Source organism: Streptomyces sp. NRRL F-5126 (assembly GCF_000721265.1).
Classification (GTDB): domain Bacteria; phylum Actinomycetota; class Actinomycetes; order Streptomycetales; family Streptomycetaceae; genus Streptomyces.
In genome coordinates, this window is sequence record NZ_JOFZ01000012.1 from 259,152 (window position 1) to 274,264 (window position 15,113).

Genomic DNA, 15,113 nt, shown 5'->3' on the forward strand with positions numbered 1-15,113 from the left:
GCGAACAGGGGCAACGTGGCAGGCCCTGGCGCCCGGCGGGGCGCCAGGGGTACGGCAACGGTGACGGCCCTCGTCGGCGTAGGGAACGGGCATGCGGTCGTCCGGGCGCACAGGACACGACGCCGGCACCCGTCGCCGGAGGCACCACCGCGGCGCGGTGACAGGCGCGTCACAGGTGCGTCGCGGGGTTCGGGCGAAGCCGTCGGTGTCCGTGGCGGAAAGTAGACTCGGCGCGTGGACATGACCCTGGGCGACCCGATCGTCGGGCAGGTGGTGGACGGCAGGTACCGCGTGGACGCCCGCATCGCGGTGGGCGGGATGGCCACGGTCTACCGGGCCGTGGACACCCGCCTCGACCGCGTGCTCGCGCTCAAGGTGATGCACCCCGCGCTCGCCACCGACGCCGCGTTCGTGGAGCGTTTCATCCGCGAGGCGAAGTCCGTGGCCCGGCTCGCGCACCCCAACGTGGTCGCCGTCTTCGACCAGGGCGCCGACGGCGCGTACGTGTACCTGGCGATGGAGTACGTCGCCGGCTGCACGCTGCGCGACGTCGTGCGCGAGCGCGGCGCGCTGCCGCCGCGTGCGGCGCTGGACATCGCGGAGCCCGTCCTCGCCGCGCTCGGCGCGGCCCACCGTGCCGGGTTCGTCCACCGCGACATGAAGCCGGAGAACGTGCTCATAGGGGACGACGGCCGCGTGAAGGTCGCCGACTTCGGTCTCGTCAGGACCGTGGGCGACGTCACGAACACGACCGGGGCCGTCCTCGGGACGGTGTCGTACCTGGCGCCCGAGCAGCTCGACGACACCACCGCGGGCGCGGGCCCCGGGGTCGATGTGTACGCGTGCGGCGTCGTGCTGTACGAGATGCTGACCGGCCGCAAGCCGCACGGCGGCGAGACGCCGGCCCAGGTGATCTACCGCCATCTCAGCGAGGACGTGCCACCGCCGTCCGCCGCCGTGCCGGGCCTCGCGCCCGCGCTCGACGCGCTCGTCGCCTCGGCCACGGCCCGCGACTCCCGGGTGCGCCCGCAGGACGCGGTCGCGCTGCTCGCCGAGGTCCGCGCGGCCCGTGCGGCGCTGACCGACGCCCAGCTCGACGCGGTGCCGCCCGGCGCAAGGGCCGCCGACGGCACGTCAGGATCGGAGAACCGTACGAGCGTGATCCCGCGCTCCGCCCCCGCCGGCGCGGACGCGGCGGGTGTCAGCAGGACGAGCCGCCTCGACCTGCCCCCGCTGCCGCCGGCCCGGGGCAGCGGCCGCGCGGGCGGCAGGTCGCCGGGGCGCCGCCGCGGCATCGTCGCCGTCGTCGCCGCGCTTGTGGTGGTCCTGGTCGGCGCGGGCGTCTGGTACATCAACTCGGGGCAGTTCACGCGCGTGCCGTCGCTGCTCGGCCAGAGCGAGCAGGTGGCGAAGAAGCGCCTGTCGGACGCGGGGCTCGACGCGCGCGTCACCCACGGCTACAGCGACGCGTTCGACCGGGGCAAGGTCATGAGGACCGACCCCGCACCCGAGACGAAGATCCGCGGCGACGGCCCCGTCACGCTGACCATCTCCCGCGGCCCGCGGATCGTGTCGGTGCCCGACGTGTCGGGCAGGCCGCTCGCCGGCGCGAAGGCCGCGCTCGCGAAGGCCGGCCTGTCCGCCGGCGTGGTCCACAAGGCGTTCAGCGACTCCATCGCCCGCGGCTCGGTCATCGGGACCGAGCCGGCCGCGGGCGCGCGCCTGCGCCCGGACCAGGCGGTCGCGCTGCAGGTCAGCAGGGGCAGCGCGATCGACGTACCGGATGTGACCGGCGAGGACGTGCACGAGGCGACGGCCGACCTGGATGACGCCGGCCTCAAGGCGAAGATCGCCACGCGGCGCGTGCAGTCCGACCAGGACGCGGGCACGGTGGCCCGTCAGTCCCCGGCCGACGGCGGGCAGCTGGGCGAGGGCGACACGGTCACGCTGACCCTGTCGAAGGGGCCGAAGATGGTCGCGGTCCCCGACGTGACGGGCCGGTCGGCGGACGACGCCACCAAGGCGCTGGAGGACGCGGGGTTCGACGTGAAGGTCAAGCACAGCTTCCCCTTCATCGACGACACGATCACCGTCCAGTCCGTGGCGGGCGGCGACAAGGCGCCCGAGGGCAGCACCATCACGATCACGACCAACGGTCTCTGAGGACGGACGGGCTCCACCCCATGCGCAACCCTGTAGGCGCCCACGTGCCCGTGGCCGGCGGCCTCGCCACCACCGGCCTCGGCTACGCCCGCGACCTGGGCGCGGAGGCTGTGCAGGTCTTCGTCGCCAACCCGCGCGGCTGGGCGCTGCCGCCCGGCACGCCCGCGCAGGACGAGCTGTTCCGCGCCGGGTGCGCGCAGGCCGGCATCCCGGCGTACGTCCACGCCCCCTACTTGATCAACTTCGGCTCGCACACGCAGGCCACGGCCGAGCGGTCGGTCCTGTCGCTGCGCCACAGCCTGCGCAGGGGCCGGGTGATCGGCGCCCGGGGCGTCGTCGTCCACACGGGCGCGGCGACGGGCGGGCGCGAGCGGGCCGCGGCGCTCGCGCAGGTGCGGGAGCTGCTGCTGCCGCTGCTCGACGAGCTGACGGACGACGCCGACCCGGCACTGCTGCTTGAGCCGACGGCCGGGCAGGGCGCCTCGCTCTGCGCGCGGATGGAAGACCTCGGCCCGTACTTCGAGGCGCTCGACGCGCACCCGCGGCTCGGGGTGTGCCTGGACACGTGCCACGCCTTCGCCGCGGGCCACGACCTGGCGGGCCCGCGGGGCATGGCGCGCGCGCTCGACCTGCTGGTCGAGACGGTGGGCGCGGGCAGGCTCGGCCTGATCCACGCGAACGACTCGAAGGACGTGACGGGCGCGCACAAGGACCGCCACGAGAACATCGGCGCGGGCCACATCGGCGAGGAGCCGTTCGCGGCGCTGTTCGGCCACCCGGCCACGGAGGGCGTACCGCTCGTGATCGAGACGCCGGGCGGCAAGGCGGGCCACAGCGAGGACGTCGCCCGCCTGAAGAAACTCCGCGACGCCTGAGCGATGGCTCCCGCCGGGACGGCCGGCAGGAGCAGACACGGGCTCTCCGCCGCGCAACCGGGGTCGGCCCCCGCCAGGGACCGACCGCCGGCAAGGAACGGCCCCCCGCAGGGCCGGCCGAGCCGGACACGCGCAGCACTCGACTGATGCCGTGCGCCAGACGTGGCTGACGCCCACGCGGCGAGCGACGGCCCCCGCCAAGGGACAGGCCCCGCCAGGGGGCAGGCCCCGCCAGGGGGCAGGCCCCGCCAGGGGGCAGGCCCCGCCAGGGGGCAGGCCCCGCCAGGGCCAGCGCACGGCACTCGGCCAGCAGCAGACACGGCTGATGCCCACGCGGCCAGCGACGGCTCCCGCCAAGGGACAGGTCCCGCCAGGGCCGGCGCGCGGCACTCGGCCAGCGCCAGACGCAGCTGGTGCCCACGCGGCCAGCGCCAGACGCAGCTGATGCCCACGCGGCCAGCGGCTGATGCCCACGCGGCGAGCGGCGGCTCCCGCCAAGGGACAGGCCCCGCCAGGGCCGGCGCGCGGCACTCGGCCAGCGCCAGACGCAGCTGGTGCCCACGCGGCCAGCGCCAGACGTGGCTGATGCCCACGCGGCGAGCGGCTGATGCCCACGCGGCCAGCGGCTGATGCCCACGCGGCGAGCGGTCTCAGAGTTCCGGGCCCGCGCCGGGCTCCTCCTGGTAGGTGTAGCGCTGCTCCGCCCACGGATCACCCACGTTGTGGTAGCCGCGCTCCTCCCAGAAGCCCCTGCGGTCCGCGGTCATGTACTCGACGCCCCTCACCCATTTGGGCCCCTTCCAGGCGTACAGATGCGGCACCACGAGGCGCAGCGGGAACCCGTGCTCGGCCGTGAGCAGTTCCCCGTCCCTGTGCGTCGCGAAGATCGTGCGGTTCGCGGTGAAGTCGTCGAGGCGAAGGTTGGCGCTGTACCCGTACTCCGCCCAGACCATCACGTGCGTCACCGCGGCCGCGGGGGGCGCGAGGTCGAGGAGCGTCTTCGCGTGGACGCCGCCCCACTCCGCGCCCAGCATGCTGAACTTCGTCACGCAGTGCAGGTCCGCCACGACCGTCGAGAACGGCAGCGCGGTGAACTCCTCGTGGTCCCAGCAGTGCTTGTCACCGTCGGCGGTCGCGCCGAACACGCGGAACTCCCACCGGTCGGGCTTGAACTTCGGCACGGGCCCGTAGTGGGTGACGGGCCAGCCGCGCTGGAGGCGCTGTCCGGGCGGCAGGGGGGACGCGTCCGGTATCCGATGCCCCCCGCTCTGCTCCTGACCCATGCTTTACATGGTGACAGACCGGGAGGGGTGGTCATGACCGGGCCGAAGCCCATTCGGGCCATCTCGTGGCAAGGAGGTCCTTACTGGACGGCCCCCTGGGGTGGTGCGAGACTGCGGCCAGTCCCAGTGGGCACATGTCTGACACGCGTCACACGTTCACCGCCACGTCGTTGGAAGGAGCCTCTGCGATGCAGGGCGACCCCGAGGTCATCGAGTTCCTGAACGAGCAGCTGACCGCCGAGCTCACCGCGATCAACCAGTACTTCCTGCACGCGAAGATGCAGGAGAACTTCGGCTGGACCCGGCTGGCCAAGAACACCCGCGCCGAGTCGTTCGACGAGATGCGCCACGCGGAGCTGCTGACCGACCGGATCCTGCTGCTCGACGGCCTGCCGAACTACCAGCGGCTCTTCCACGTGCGGGTGGGTCAGACGGTCACGGAGATGTTCGAGTCCGACCGGCAGGTCGAGGTGGAGGCGATCGACCGCCTCAAGCGCGGTATCGACGTGATGCGGGCGAAGAACGACCACACGTCCAAGCGGCTGTTCGAGTCGATCCTGGAGGACGAGGAGCACCACATCGACTACCTGGACACGCAGCTCGCACTGGTCGGGAAGCTGGGCGAGGCGCTGTACATCGCGCAGCAGATCGAGCAGCCGGAGGACGGCGGCGACAGCTGAGGCAGGACCCCGCGCCGCAGGGCCCTGCCCGGAGGAGCGCGGCCGGCGCGGGTGGGCGCAGGGGCGGACGCCCCGCGCCCGGCGGGCGGCCAGGGGCCGTCTAGGCGGCGTTCGGAAGCCGCAGCGGGCCGGGGACCGCCGCCGGGAGCGCTACGGGCAGGGCGGCGGGGGCAATCGGGAGACGCGCGGGACTCGCGGGCGCCGGGGCGGCGGGCGCAGGCGCGGCGCCCGGCTCCTGCACAGGTGTGGCGGGCGCGGGGGCGGTCCGGCCCTCCAGCAGCTCGCGGCGCGGGCACGTGCCCCGGCCGAGGATCGACTGGATGCGCCGTACGCAGCCGCCGCAGTCCGTGCCCGCCCCGCACTGCGACGCGATCTGCCGCGGCGAGCAGGCGCCCGCCTCCGCGTGCTCCTTGACCTGTGCCTCGGTGATGCCGAAGCAGGAGCATACGTACACGCGGTTCACCTCCCGGGCCTGATCCTGGTCGTCGTCCCACCGATGGATTCCCATCGGTGAGGCTAACCTAACCTAACCCATTGCCGCGGGCTCGCAGAACCCCCTCATGGGCGATGGGGCACGGATCACAGGATCCGTGCCCCATCGCCCGCAAGGACCGCGAAGACCTACTGGTCGCGGTACATCTCGGCCACGAGGAACGCCAGGTCGAGCGACTGGCTGCGGTTGAGCCTCGGGTCGCAGGCCGTCTCGTAGCGCTGGTGCAGGTCGTCGACGAAGATCTCGTCGCCGCCGCCCACGCACTCCGTGACGTCGTCGCCGGTGAGCTCCACGTGGATGCCGCCGGGGTGGGTGCCGAGGCCCTTGTGCACCTCGAAGAACCCCTTGACCTCGTCCAGCACGTCGTCGAAGCGGCGGGTCTTGTGTCCCGAGGCGGCCTCGAAGGTGTTGCCGTGCATCGGGTCCGTGACCCAGGCGACCGTCGCGCCGGACGCCGTGACCTTCTCGACGAGCTCGGGCAGCTTGTCCCTGACCTTGTCGGCGCCCATCCGCACCACGAACGTGAGGCGGCCGGGCTCGCGCTCCGGGTCGAGCCGGTCGATGTACCCGAGTGCCTCGTCCACCGTGGTGTTCGGGCCGAGCTTGATGCCGAGGGGGTTTCGGATCTGCGACGCGAACTCGATGTGCGCGCCGTCGAGCTGGCGGGTGCGCTCGCCGATCCACACCAGGTGGGCCGACGTGTCGTACAGGGTGCCCGTGCGCGAGTCGGTGCGCGTCAGCGCCGACTCGTAGTCCAGCAGCAGGGCCTCGTGGGAGGAGTAGAACTCCACGGCCCGGAACTCGGCCGGGTCGGTGCCGCACGCCTTCATGAAGCCCAGCGCGTTGTCGATCTCGCGGGCGAGCTGCTCGTAGCGCTGTCCCGCCGGCGAGGACTTCACGAAGTCCTGGTTCCAGGCGTGCACTTGGCGCAGGTCGGCGTAGCCGCCCGTGGTGAACGCGCGGACGAGGTTCAGCGTGGACGAGGACGCGTGGTACATCCGCGTCAGGCGTGTCGGGTCGGGCACCCGGGACGCCTCGTCGAACGCGAACCCGTTGACGGAGTCGCCTCGGTAGCTGGGCAGCGTCACACCGTCGCGCGTCTCGGTGTTCTTCGAGCGCGGCTTGGAGTACTGGCCCGCGATGCGGCCGACCTTGACCACGGGGACCGAGGCGGCGTACGTGAGGACGGCGCTCATCTGCAGCAGCGTCTTGAGCTTGGCGCGGATGTGCTCCGCGGACACGGCGTCGAACGCCTCTGCGCAGTCGCCGCCCTGGAGCAGGAACGCCTCGCCCTTCGCGACGGCCGCCATCCTCGAACGCAGCTGGTCGCACTCGCCGGCGAAGACGAGCGGCGGGCAGGCCTCCAGCTCGGCCACGACCGCGCGCAGCGCCTCCTGGTCGGGATACTCCGGCTGCTGCGCAGCGGGGAGACCTTTCCAGGTGGGCACAGACGTCACGGGCTTCTCAGCGTTCACTGTCACGCAACCAGATTACGCGGTCACGCGCGCGGGTAGACCAGTCGGCTCACACTGTGGAACAGCGCCGGCAGGGCGGACCGCGGACCGGGCCGTCGGCTAGGGTGTCGCCATGCTCTCGCGCACGCATCAGTCCTGGTGGTGGCCGGCTCTCCCGGCGACCCCGCTGATTCCGCGCGCGTGACGCACATCGCACGGATCGAGAAGGCCGCCCGAGGGGCGGCCTTCCGTGTTTTCCCGGGCAGTACGCGACCGGGACCGCGAGGCGGGCCGTTCCCCCACCCACCGGAAGGAACCCCGCCCCATGTCTCCCGCTCCTCGCACACCTCACACACCCCGCACACCCCGTAGGGCCTCCTCGTCCGGCTCCGGCCCGCGCGAAGGCGCCGCCTCCGTGCTGCGCCGGCTGGCGGCGGGCCGGGAGCCGTTCGCCCTGCTGCGCCGCCGCACGCCCGGCCGCCGCCACGACGTCGTCGAGGTGCTGATCGGCCGGGTGCACGAGGCTGCCGTGCTCGCGGACATCCCCGTCGGCGACGCCCCGTCCCTCGCGCTCGTCCCCTTCCGGCAGATCAGGGAGCGCGGTTTCGACGTGCGGGACGACGGCACGCCGCTGTCGGTGCTCATCGCCGACGAGCACCGCGAACTGCCCCTCGCGGACGTGCTCGACGCGCTGCCCGGCCACGCGGTGCGCGTACAGGGCGGGGCGTTCGACGTGGACGACGACGCGTACGCCGATCTCGTGGGCCGCGTCGTGCGGGACGAGATCGGCGCGGGCGAGGGCGCGAACTTCGTGATCAGGCGGACGTTCGAGGGGCGCGTCGACGGGTTCGGGCGGTCCGACGCGCTGGCGCTGTTCCGGCGGCTGCTGGTGGGCGAGCAGGGGGCGTACTGGACGTTCGTCGTGCACACGGGCGACGGCGGGCGTGTGCTGGTGGGCGCGAGCCCCGAGGTGCACGTGCGGATGAGCGGCGGGACCGTGGTGATGAACCCGATCAGCGGCACCTTCCGCTACCCGCAGGGGCCGGGTGGCCCGCGCGTCGAGGACGTGCTGTCGTTCCTCGCCGACCGCAAGGAGACCGACGAGCTGTCCATGGTCGTGGACGAGGAACTGAAGATGATGTGCACGGTCGGCGACCGCGGCGGCGTCGTGGTCGGCCCGCGCCTCAAGGAGATGGCGCACCTCGCGCACACCGAGTACGAGCTGCGGGGGCGGTCGTCGCTCGACGTGCGCGAGGTGCTGCGCGAGACGATGTTCGCGGCGACGGTGACGGGTTCCCCCGTGCGGAACGCGTGCCGGGTCATCGAGCGTTACGAGCCGGGCGGGCGAGGCTACTACGCGGGCGCGCTCGCGCTGCTCGGGCGGGACGAGGGCGGCGCGCAGTCGCTCGACTCGCCGATCCTGATCCGCACGGCGGACATCGACGCCCGGACGGGGGCACTGCGGGTGGGTGTCGGCGCGACGCTCGTACGCCACTCGGACCCGCGCGGCGAGGTCGCGGAGACCCACGCGAAGGCGGCGGGCGTCCTCGCCGCGCTCGGCGTGGTGGAGCCCGCCGGGCGGCCCGCCGCCGGCGGGGCCACGCCCGCACCCGGGCTCGCCGGTGACCCGCGGGTACGGGCGGCGCTCGACGCGCGGCGCGCGGACCTGGCGCCGTTCTGGCTGAGGATGCGGGCGTCGTCCGCGTGCACGCCCGAGGCCGGGCACGCGCTCGTGGTGGACGGCGAGGACACGTTCACCGCGATGCTCGCCCACCTGCTGCGCTCGTCAGGGCTCGCGGTGACGGTGCGGCGCCACGACGAGCCGGGGCTCGGCGCGGCGGTGCTGGCGCACGAAGGGCCTGTGGTGCTCGGCCCGGGGCCCGGCGACCCCGCGAACGCGTCGGACCCCCGGATCCGGACGATGCGGTCGCTCGCCGCCTCCCTGATCGCGGCGCGCAAGCGCGGCGTGCTCGGCGTGTGCCTGGGCCACGAGATGCTGATGGCGGAGCTCGGTCTTGACGTAGTCCGCAAGAGTGAGCCGCACCAGGGCGCGCAGGTGGCGATCGACCTCTTCGGCGTGCGGGAGACGGTCGGCTTCTACAACAGCTTCACGGCGCGGTGCGACGACGAGACGGCGGCGGAGCTCGCCGCACACGGCATCGAGGTGGCGCGTGACGCGGCGACCCACGAGGTGCACGCGGTACGCGGCCCGGGATTCGCCTCGTGGCAGTTCCACGCGGAGTCCGTCCTCACGCTGGACGGCGCGGGCATCGTCACGCGCCTGCTGGCCCACGCCCGGCAGGCGGACGCGCCGCGGCCGGCCTGACCGGCGCGGCACCGCCCGCGACCTGGTGCTGGGGGCGCGGCCCACGCGCGGTCCGCAACGGCCCGAGGCCGCGTTCCGGCCCCGACGCGGCGGCTCAGGGCCGCGCCCCTGGAGTACGGCCGGCGTCCGCGAGGGGTGCGCCGCACCGGGCCGTTGCGAGCCTGGGCTCGGCGGCACCCGCGCCGGCCCGGCGGCGCGTACGGCCGCGCCCCCGCGCCAGGCGCCCCGCCGCGCACCGGCGCAGGGCCGGGCCCGCACGTACACGGCCCCGGCGGGCACACGCGCCGTGTCCGCCGTGCGCGGTCAGGCGTCGTCCAGGCCGCGCTCGATCGCGTACCTGACCAGCTCGACCCGGTTGTGCAGCTGCAGCTTGCCGAGGGTGTTCTGGACGTGGTTCTGCACCGTACGGTGCGAGATCACCAGACGCTCCGCGATCTGTTTGTACGACAGGCCCTTGGCGACGAGGCGCAGCACCTCGGTCTCGCGGTCGGTGAGCTGCGGCGCCTTCGGCTCGTCAGGCGTGCGCGGGCCGGGCTCCGCCGCCAGCCTGCGGTACTCGCCGAGAACCAGGCCCGCGAGACCCGGCGTGAAGACGGCCTCCCCGACGGCCGTCCTGCGCACCGCCTCGATCAGCTCGGCCGTGGACGCCGACTTCACCAGGTAGCCCGTGGCACCCGACTTGACCGCCTCCAGCACGTCCGCGTGCTCGCCGCTCGCCGAGAGCACCAGGACGCGCAGGCCCGCGAGCGTGCCGACGAGTTCCTTGCACACCTGCACGCCGGGCAGGCCCGGCAGGTTCAGGTCGAGGACGAGCACCTGCGGTGAGGTTGCCCGCGCCCTGCGTACGGCCTGGGCCCCCTCCCCCGCCGTCGCGACGACGTCGAACCCCGCCTCGGCGAGATCGCGGGCGACCGCGTCGCGCCACATCGGGTGGTCGTCCACGACCATCACCGAGACCGGTGCGTCCTGTCCTGTCATGCCGTGCTCCCCCGTGTCTTCGTCGTCCTGTCGGCCTTCCCGGTCTTCCCGCGCGGGACCTTCATCTCCACCTCCGTGCCCTGCCCCGGCACGGACACCAGCTCGGCGGTGCCGCCCAGATCCCGCAGCCGTCCCCGTATGGACTGCGCGACCCCCAGCCTGCCCTCGCCCTCCGCCTGCGCCAGGCGGCCCTCGGGGATGCCCGGGCCGTCGTCCCTGACGGTGACGATCACCTCGCCCGGCTCGTCCTCGACGAGGATCCAGGCGCCCGCGCCGTCGCCCGCGTGCCGTGCGACGTTGTCCAGCGCGGCGCCGACGGCGGCGGCGAGCTCCTCGGCCGCACGCGCGGCCAGCCGCACGGGCGTGCCGGGCTCGGCGAAGCTGACGCGCGCGCCCGCGTAGGGCGCGAGCAGCGTCCGCAGGTCGACGAGGCCGTCCGGCGCGAGGCCGCCGGTCACGAGCGTGCGCAGCGCGATCTCCTGCTCGCCCGCCATCCTGCCGAGCTCGGCCGCCTCGCCGCCGAGCGCCGTGCCCCGCCGCTGCACCATGGCGAGTACCTGGAGGACGCTGTCGTGGATGTCGCGCGCGAGTCGCTCGCGCTCGCGCGTGGTGGCTTCGATCTCCAGGGCGCGCGCGAGCGTCCGCTCGGACGCGCGTGCCACCTCGACGACGTAGCCGATGCCGATCGAGGCGACCCATACGAGTACCACGTTGTGCGCGGTGTCCTTGCTGGGGTGCGCGCGCTCCACCACGTCGGCCACGGCGACGAGTGTGGAGGCCGCGCACGCGAGGCGCCAGCCGCCCTTCAGCGCGAAGGCCAGGACGGCGCCCGCCGTCCATATCGACGGCAGCGTGGTGACGTCCTCGCCGCGCGCCTGCGCGTCCGCGAGAGGCGTGACGAGGATGCCTGCGAGGGCGAGTGCCAGGTCGCAGGCGAGGAAGGTGCGCGTGCAGCGCTCGGCGCCCGACACCTTCCGCAGCGTCGCCACCGTCCACACGAGGACGACCGACAGGTAGAGGAGGCCGAGCCAGAGCCGCTCGTAGCGCTCACGCTCGTAGAGGAACAGCAGCAGGGCATAGACGGCCGTCAGCAGCCGGTAGGCGGCGAGGGCGCGCCACAGCGGCACCTCGACCGACATCCTGAGGGCGCGCTCACGCCCGGCCATCTCCGTCCCCCCGTCTCGCGGTGCCCGTCAGTGCGGCGTCTTCTTCGCCGCGGCCTTCTCCTCGGCCGCGGCCTTCTCCGCCGCCGCCTTTTCCGACGCTGCCTTCTGCGTCTCCGCGATCTGCCGCTTCGCGGCCGTCGCGTAGATGTCCACGTACTCCTGTCCCGACAGCTTCATGATCTCGTACATCACCTGGTCGGTCACCGACCTGTGGATGAAGCGGTCGTTCTCCATCCCCAGATAGCGGGTGAAGTCCAGGGGCGCGCCGATCCTGATGCCGGGACGCATCAGCTTGGGGACCACCTTGCCGGGAGGCTGGATCTTCTCCGTGTCGATCATGGCCACGGGGATCACGGGTGCGCCGCTCAGGAGCGCGACGCGCGCGAGGCCGCCCGGCTTGCCCCGGTAGAGGCGGCCGTCGGGCGAGCGGGTGCCCTCGGGGTAGATGCCGAACAGCTCGCCGCGCTCCAGGACCTTCAGAGCGCTCTTGACCGCGGCCTCCCCCGCGCCCCTGGCGCCCGAGCGGTCCACCGGCAGCTGGCCGACGCCCTTGAAGAAGGCCGCCGTCAGCTTCCCCTTGACGCCGGGCGAGGTGAAGTACTCCGCCTTCGCGATGAAGGTGACCTTGCGGTCCAGCACCGCGGGCAGGAAGAACGAGTCGGAGAACGACAGGTGGTTGCTCGCGAGTATCGCCGGGCCCTCGGCCGGGACGTTCTCGATGCCCTCCACCCACGGTCTGAAGGCGAGCTTCAGGGAGCCGCCGAGGGAGACCTTCATCGCGCCGTAGATCAACTCGGTGCCTCCTGTGTGCTGTCCGACGACCATATCCCGAAGGCGGCGGCGGGTCCCCTCATCGGCGCCGTCGCCCGCGCCTTCACCGGGCACACGAAGGGCCTGGTCGGTGTCGGTCCGGTCGCGTACCGTGAGATGAGCCGAGCGCGGGTGCGCGCCCCCTTCCCTCCCCACGAACAGGAGACCCCGGTGCCGGTCCTTCCAGGAGCCGAGCCGTTCCTTCACGAGGGCGGCGATGTCGGTGTCCTTCTGTGCCATGGCTTCACTGGTTCCCCGCAGTCGATGCGTCCATGGGGGGAGTATCTGGCGGACCGCGGGTTGACGGTCTCCCTGCCGCTGCTGCCCGGCCACGGCACGCGCTGGCAGGACATGCAACTCACGGGGTGGCAGGACTGGTACGCCTGCGTCGAGGTGGCGCTCGCGGAGCTCGCCGAGCGCTGCGAGCGCGTTTTCGTCTGCGGCCTGTCGATGGGCGGCGCGCTCGCGCTGCGGCTCGCGGCGAAGCACCGCGCGGAGATCGCCGGGATCGTGGTCGTCAATCCCGCGGTGCGGGTGCACGGCCTGTCGGCGTACGCGCTGCCCGCGCTGCGGCACGTCGTGCGTACGACGAAGGGTGTCGCGGACGACATCGCGAAGGGCGGCGGCAAGGAGATCGGCTACGACCGCGTGCCGCTGCACGCGGCGCACTCGATGCGCAGGCTGTTCGCGCTCGTCGACGGCGCGCTGCCGCAGGTGACGCAGCCGCTGCTGCTCCTGCGCAGCAGGGAGGACCACGTCGTGCCCGCTTGGGACTCCGAGCGGGTGCTCAGCCGGGTGTCCTCGGCGGACGTGCGCGAGATCGTGCTGGAACACAGCTACCACGTCGCGACGTTGGACCATGACGCGGAGCGGATCTTCGAGGAGAGCGCGGCGTTCGTCGCGCGGCTCGCTCCACGTGCCGGACAGAAGGGGGGCACGGGTGGCTGACCATGACGCGGACCCCGAGCCGCAGCCGCTGGACGAGGCCGCGGCGTGGGCCGCGATCGTCGAGGGCTACGGCGTGGAGCCGGTGGACCCGCCGGGCGCGAGGCCGTTCAAGTCGGTGGACGATCTCGCGTCGCTCGACAGCAAGACCGGCGGGACGCCCAGCGGTGCCGGCGACGCCGATCGCGCGGACGCCGATCGCGACGACGGCGCCGGCGCCGGCGCCGAAAGCGGCGGCGCCGCGGGGCCCGGCGACGTGCCCGTGCGGGGCCTGGGCAGCTCGGTGGTCTTCGCGCCCGGTGTCGGGGCGGGGAAGTCGGCCGGCGCCACGCGCGGGCCGCGGGACTTCACGCCGGCCGAGGACGACGGCGAGGGCCACTTCGTGCCGCCTGAGCCGCCCGCGCTGCCGGAGTCGGACGTGACGGCGAAGTTCGCATGGATGGGCGCGATCGGCGGCCCTGTGCTGGCGCTCGTAGCGGTGATCCTCCAGTGGGACATGACGTGGTGGCTGACGACGCTGTGCGCCGGCGGGTTCCTCGGCGGCATCGCGACGCTGTTCGCGCGGATGGAGCACGACAACGACGAGGACGACGACGACCCGGGCCGGGGCGCGGTCGTCTGACGCCGCCCGGCCCCGGCGGGGCGGGCGGGTCGTCCCCGCCCGGGGCGGGGCCCACTGTCGCGCGCCCGGCCTGCGCTCCGGGCAGGGATCCGTCTGAAGGCCGACCTCCCGCACGTGCCCGCGAGCGCGGCCCCAACCACGCTCCGCCGGAGCGCACACCCGGATCGGCGCTGCCGTGCTCCGCGGTCCTGTGCTGCCGGAAGCAGCCGCGCCGCCATATCCGGGCCCGGCGCCACGTCGTACTGTCCCTGCCGCCGTCCGCCGCCAGGGCCCGCCGCCCGCGCCGCCGCCGCGCGCGCTGCAACCGGCCAGGCACCGTGCGGACCACACCCGCGCACCAGCCGACACGGCTGCCCCACACTCAGCCCGGAATCCGCCGCCGGCCGCCGGGACACGCGACCGAAACGGCGCCCGCGCCGCCGCCAACCCGCCCGAGCCGCGCCCCGCGCGCCTGCTGGCAGAGCTGCCCCACACCCAAGGCCCGCCAAGCCCGAAATCCGCCGCCCTCCGAAGGCCGCACCGTCCGCCGGGGAGACGCGGCAGACGAAACGGCGCCGCCGGGGAGACGCGGCAGACGAAACGGCGCGCTCGCCCTGCGCAGGTCGCGTGGGGACAGGCCGTCGAGGCCGGCCGGGACGCCGCAGGTCAGGACCTCGACGCCCGGTGTCGCGAACACCGCGTCGATGCGGCGGTCCGGCGACGTCGCACCGTGGGTGTGCTCCGTCCCCCAGGGCGCCGTGGCCCAGCCGTCCTGCAGCTGGTCGGCGAGCAGCCTGAAGGCGCGGCCCGTGGGCTGCTCGTTGATGTCGCCCGCGGCGACGGAGTGCGGCGCGTCCATCGACTTGAGCCCGTCGAGCACCTTCCCGGCCTGGTCGAGCCGCTCGCCCGCGTTGAGGCTGAGGTGGCAGCTCAGCACGCCGAGCCGGGCGCGCCCGAACCGTACGACGGCCGTCGCGAAGCCCCTGCGGTGCAGGCCGGGGGTGCGCGGCAGCAGGACGTCCCGCGTGGACTCCACCGTCGCGCGCAGTGAGCACAGCAGCAGGGGGCCCGCCGCCGTGGCGCCGCCGCCGAGCACGACGAGGTCCGTCGCCCGCGCCAGCCACGACGCGTACTTGCGCCAGCGGAAGAAGCGCGGCGCCTCCTGAACGAACACGAGGTCGGGCGCGCACGCCCGGATCACGCGCGCGAGCGCCGCACGGTCGTCGCGCATCGAGCGGATGTTGTACGTGAGCACCCGGATCACGGCCGAACCGTCCGGCTCGGTACGGGAGTCGGGCAGCGGGGGCATTGCCATGCCCTCACCCTACGGGAGATCGGG

Annotated in this window: 12 protein-coding genes and 1 pseudogene; 6 read left to right on the plus strand and 7 right to left on the minus strand. The window is 73.9% G+C overall.

What is annotated here, in order from left to right; genetic code table 11:
- Positions 1-234: 234 nt before the first annotated feature.
- The gene (gene pknB, locus IH48_RS0125970) at positions 235-2,163 is read left to right on the plus strand and encodes a Stk1 family PASTA domain-containing Ser/Thr kinase (protein WP_030909442.1); all 1,929 of its coding nucleotides are present in this window, start codon (positions 235-237) and stop codon (positions 2,161-2,163) included.
- A gap of 20 nt (positions 2,164-2,183) precedes the next feature.
- The gene (locus IH48_RS0125975) at positions 2,184-3,038 is read left to right on the plus strand and encodes a deoxyribonuclease IV (protein ID WP_030909444.1); all 855 of its coding nucleotides are present in this window, start codon (positions 2,184-2,186) and stop codon (positions 3,036-3,038) included.
- Positions 3,039-3,688: 650 nt separating this feature from the next.
- Here IH48_RS0125975 and IH48_RS0125980 read toward each other — a convergent pair.
- Positions 3,689-4,321, minus strand: a complete 633-nt coding sequence (locus IH48_RS0125980) for a sulfite oxidase-like oxidoreductase (protein WP_030909447.1) — start codon at positions 4,319-4,321, stop codon at positions 3,689-3,691.
- A 188-nt stretch (positions 4,322-4,509) separates the two neighbouring features.
- Here IH48_RS0125980 and bfr point away from each other — a divergent pair, with 188 nt between their 5' ends.
- The gene (bfr, locus tag IH48_RS0125985) at positions 4,510-5,001 is read left to right on the plus strand and encodes a bacterioferritin (protein ID WP_030909449.1); all 492 of its coding nucleotides are present in this window, start codon (positions 4,510-4,512) and stop codon (positions 4,999-5,001) included.
- A gap of 100 nt (positions 5,002-5,101) precedes the next feature.
- Here the strand turns inward: bfr and IH48_RS0125990 are convergent, their stop codons facing one another.
- Positions 5,102-5,455: a (2Fe-2S)-binding protein gene (locus tag IH48_RS0125990; protein ID WP_030909452.1), complete on the minus strand. Its 354-nt coding sequence runs from the start codon at positions 5,453-5,455 to the stop codon at positions 5,102-5,104.
- A gap of 167 nt (positions 5,456-5,622) precedes the next feature.
- The gene (locus IH48_RS0125995; RefSeq protein ID WP_030909455.1) at positions 5,623-6,975 is read right to left on the minus strand and encodes a class II 3-deoxy-7-phosphoheptulonate synthase; all 1,353 of its coding nucleotides are present in this window, start codon (positions 6,973-6,975) and stop codon (positions 5,623-5,625) included.
- Between the two features lie 298 nt (positions 6,976-7,273).
- Between IH48_RS0125995 and IH48_RS0126000 the strand changes: the two genes are divergently transcribed.
- Positions 7,274-9,274 (plus strand): anthranilate synthase family protein, encoded by a 2,001-nt coding sequence (locus IH48_RS0126000; protein WP_078850034.1) that lies wholly within the window; start codon positions 7,274-7,276, stop codon positions 9,272-9,274.
- Positions 9,275-9,577: 303 nt separating this feature from the next.
- Here IH48_RS0126000 and IH48_RS0126005 read toward each other — a convergent pair whose 3' ends face one another.
- Genes IH48_RS0126005 through IH48_RS0126015 form a run of 3 tightly spaced genes read right to left on the minus strand, consistent with a single transcriptional unit; the run spans position 9,578 to position 12,195 of the window.
- The gene (locus tag IH48_RS0126005; RefSeq protein WP_030909460.1) at positions 9,578-10,252 is read right to left on the minus strand and encodes a response regulator; all 675 of its coding nucleotides are present in this window, start codon (positions 10,250-10,252) and stop codon (positions 9,578-9,580) included.
- Entirely contained in the window at positions 10,249-11,418 is a 1,170-nt protein-coding gene (gene macS, locus IH48_RS0126010) for a MacS family sensor histidine kinase (protein WP_030909462.1), read from the minus strand. The genes IH48_RS0126005 and macS overlap by 4 nt, the downstream gene beginning before the upstream one ends.
- A 27-nt stretch (positions 11,419-11,445) precedes the next feature.
- Positions 11,446-12,195 carry a lysophospholipid acyltransferase family protein gene (locus IH48_RS0126015; protein WP_030909465.1) on the minus strand — a complete coding sequence of 250 codons (750 nt, stop codon included), beginning with the start codon at positions 12,193-12,195 and terminating at the stop codon, positions 11,446-11,448.
- A 204-nt stretch (positions 12,196-12,399) separates the two neighbouring features.
- Here IH48_RS0126015 and IH48_RS0126020 point away from each other — a divergent pair, with 204 nt between their 5' ends.
- Positions 12,400-13,176 (plus strand): alpha/beta hydrolase, encoded by a 777-nt coding sequence (locus tag IH48_RS0126020; protein WP_030909468.1) that lies wholly within the window; start codon positions 12,400-12,402, stop codon positions 13,174-13,176.
- The gene (locus IH48_RS0126025; RefSeq protein WP_078850035.1) at positions 13,088-13,795 is read left to right on the plus strand and encodes a hypothetical protein; all 708 of its coding nucleotides are present in this window, start codon (positions 13,088-13,090) and stop codon (positions 13,793-13,795) included. The genes IH48_RS0126020 and IH48_RS0126025 overlap by 89 nt, the downstream gene beginning before the upstream one ends.
- A 586-nt stretch (positions 13,796-14,381) precedes the next feature.
- Here the strand turns inward: IH48_RS0126025 and IH48_RS0126030 are convergent.
- Positions 14,382-15,089: pseudogene (locus IH48_RS0126030) on the minus strand (endonuclease/exonuclease/phosphatase family protein); the annotation flags it as partial.
- Between the last annotated feature and the right edge of the window lie 24 nt (positions 15,090-15,113).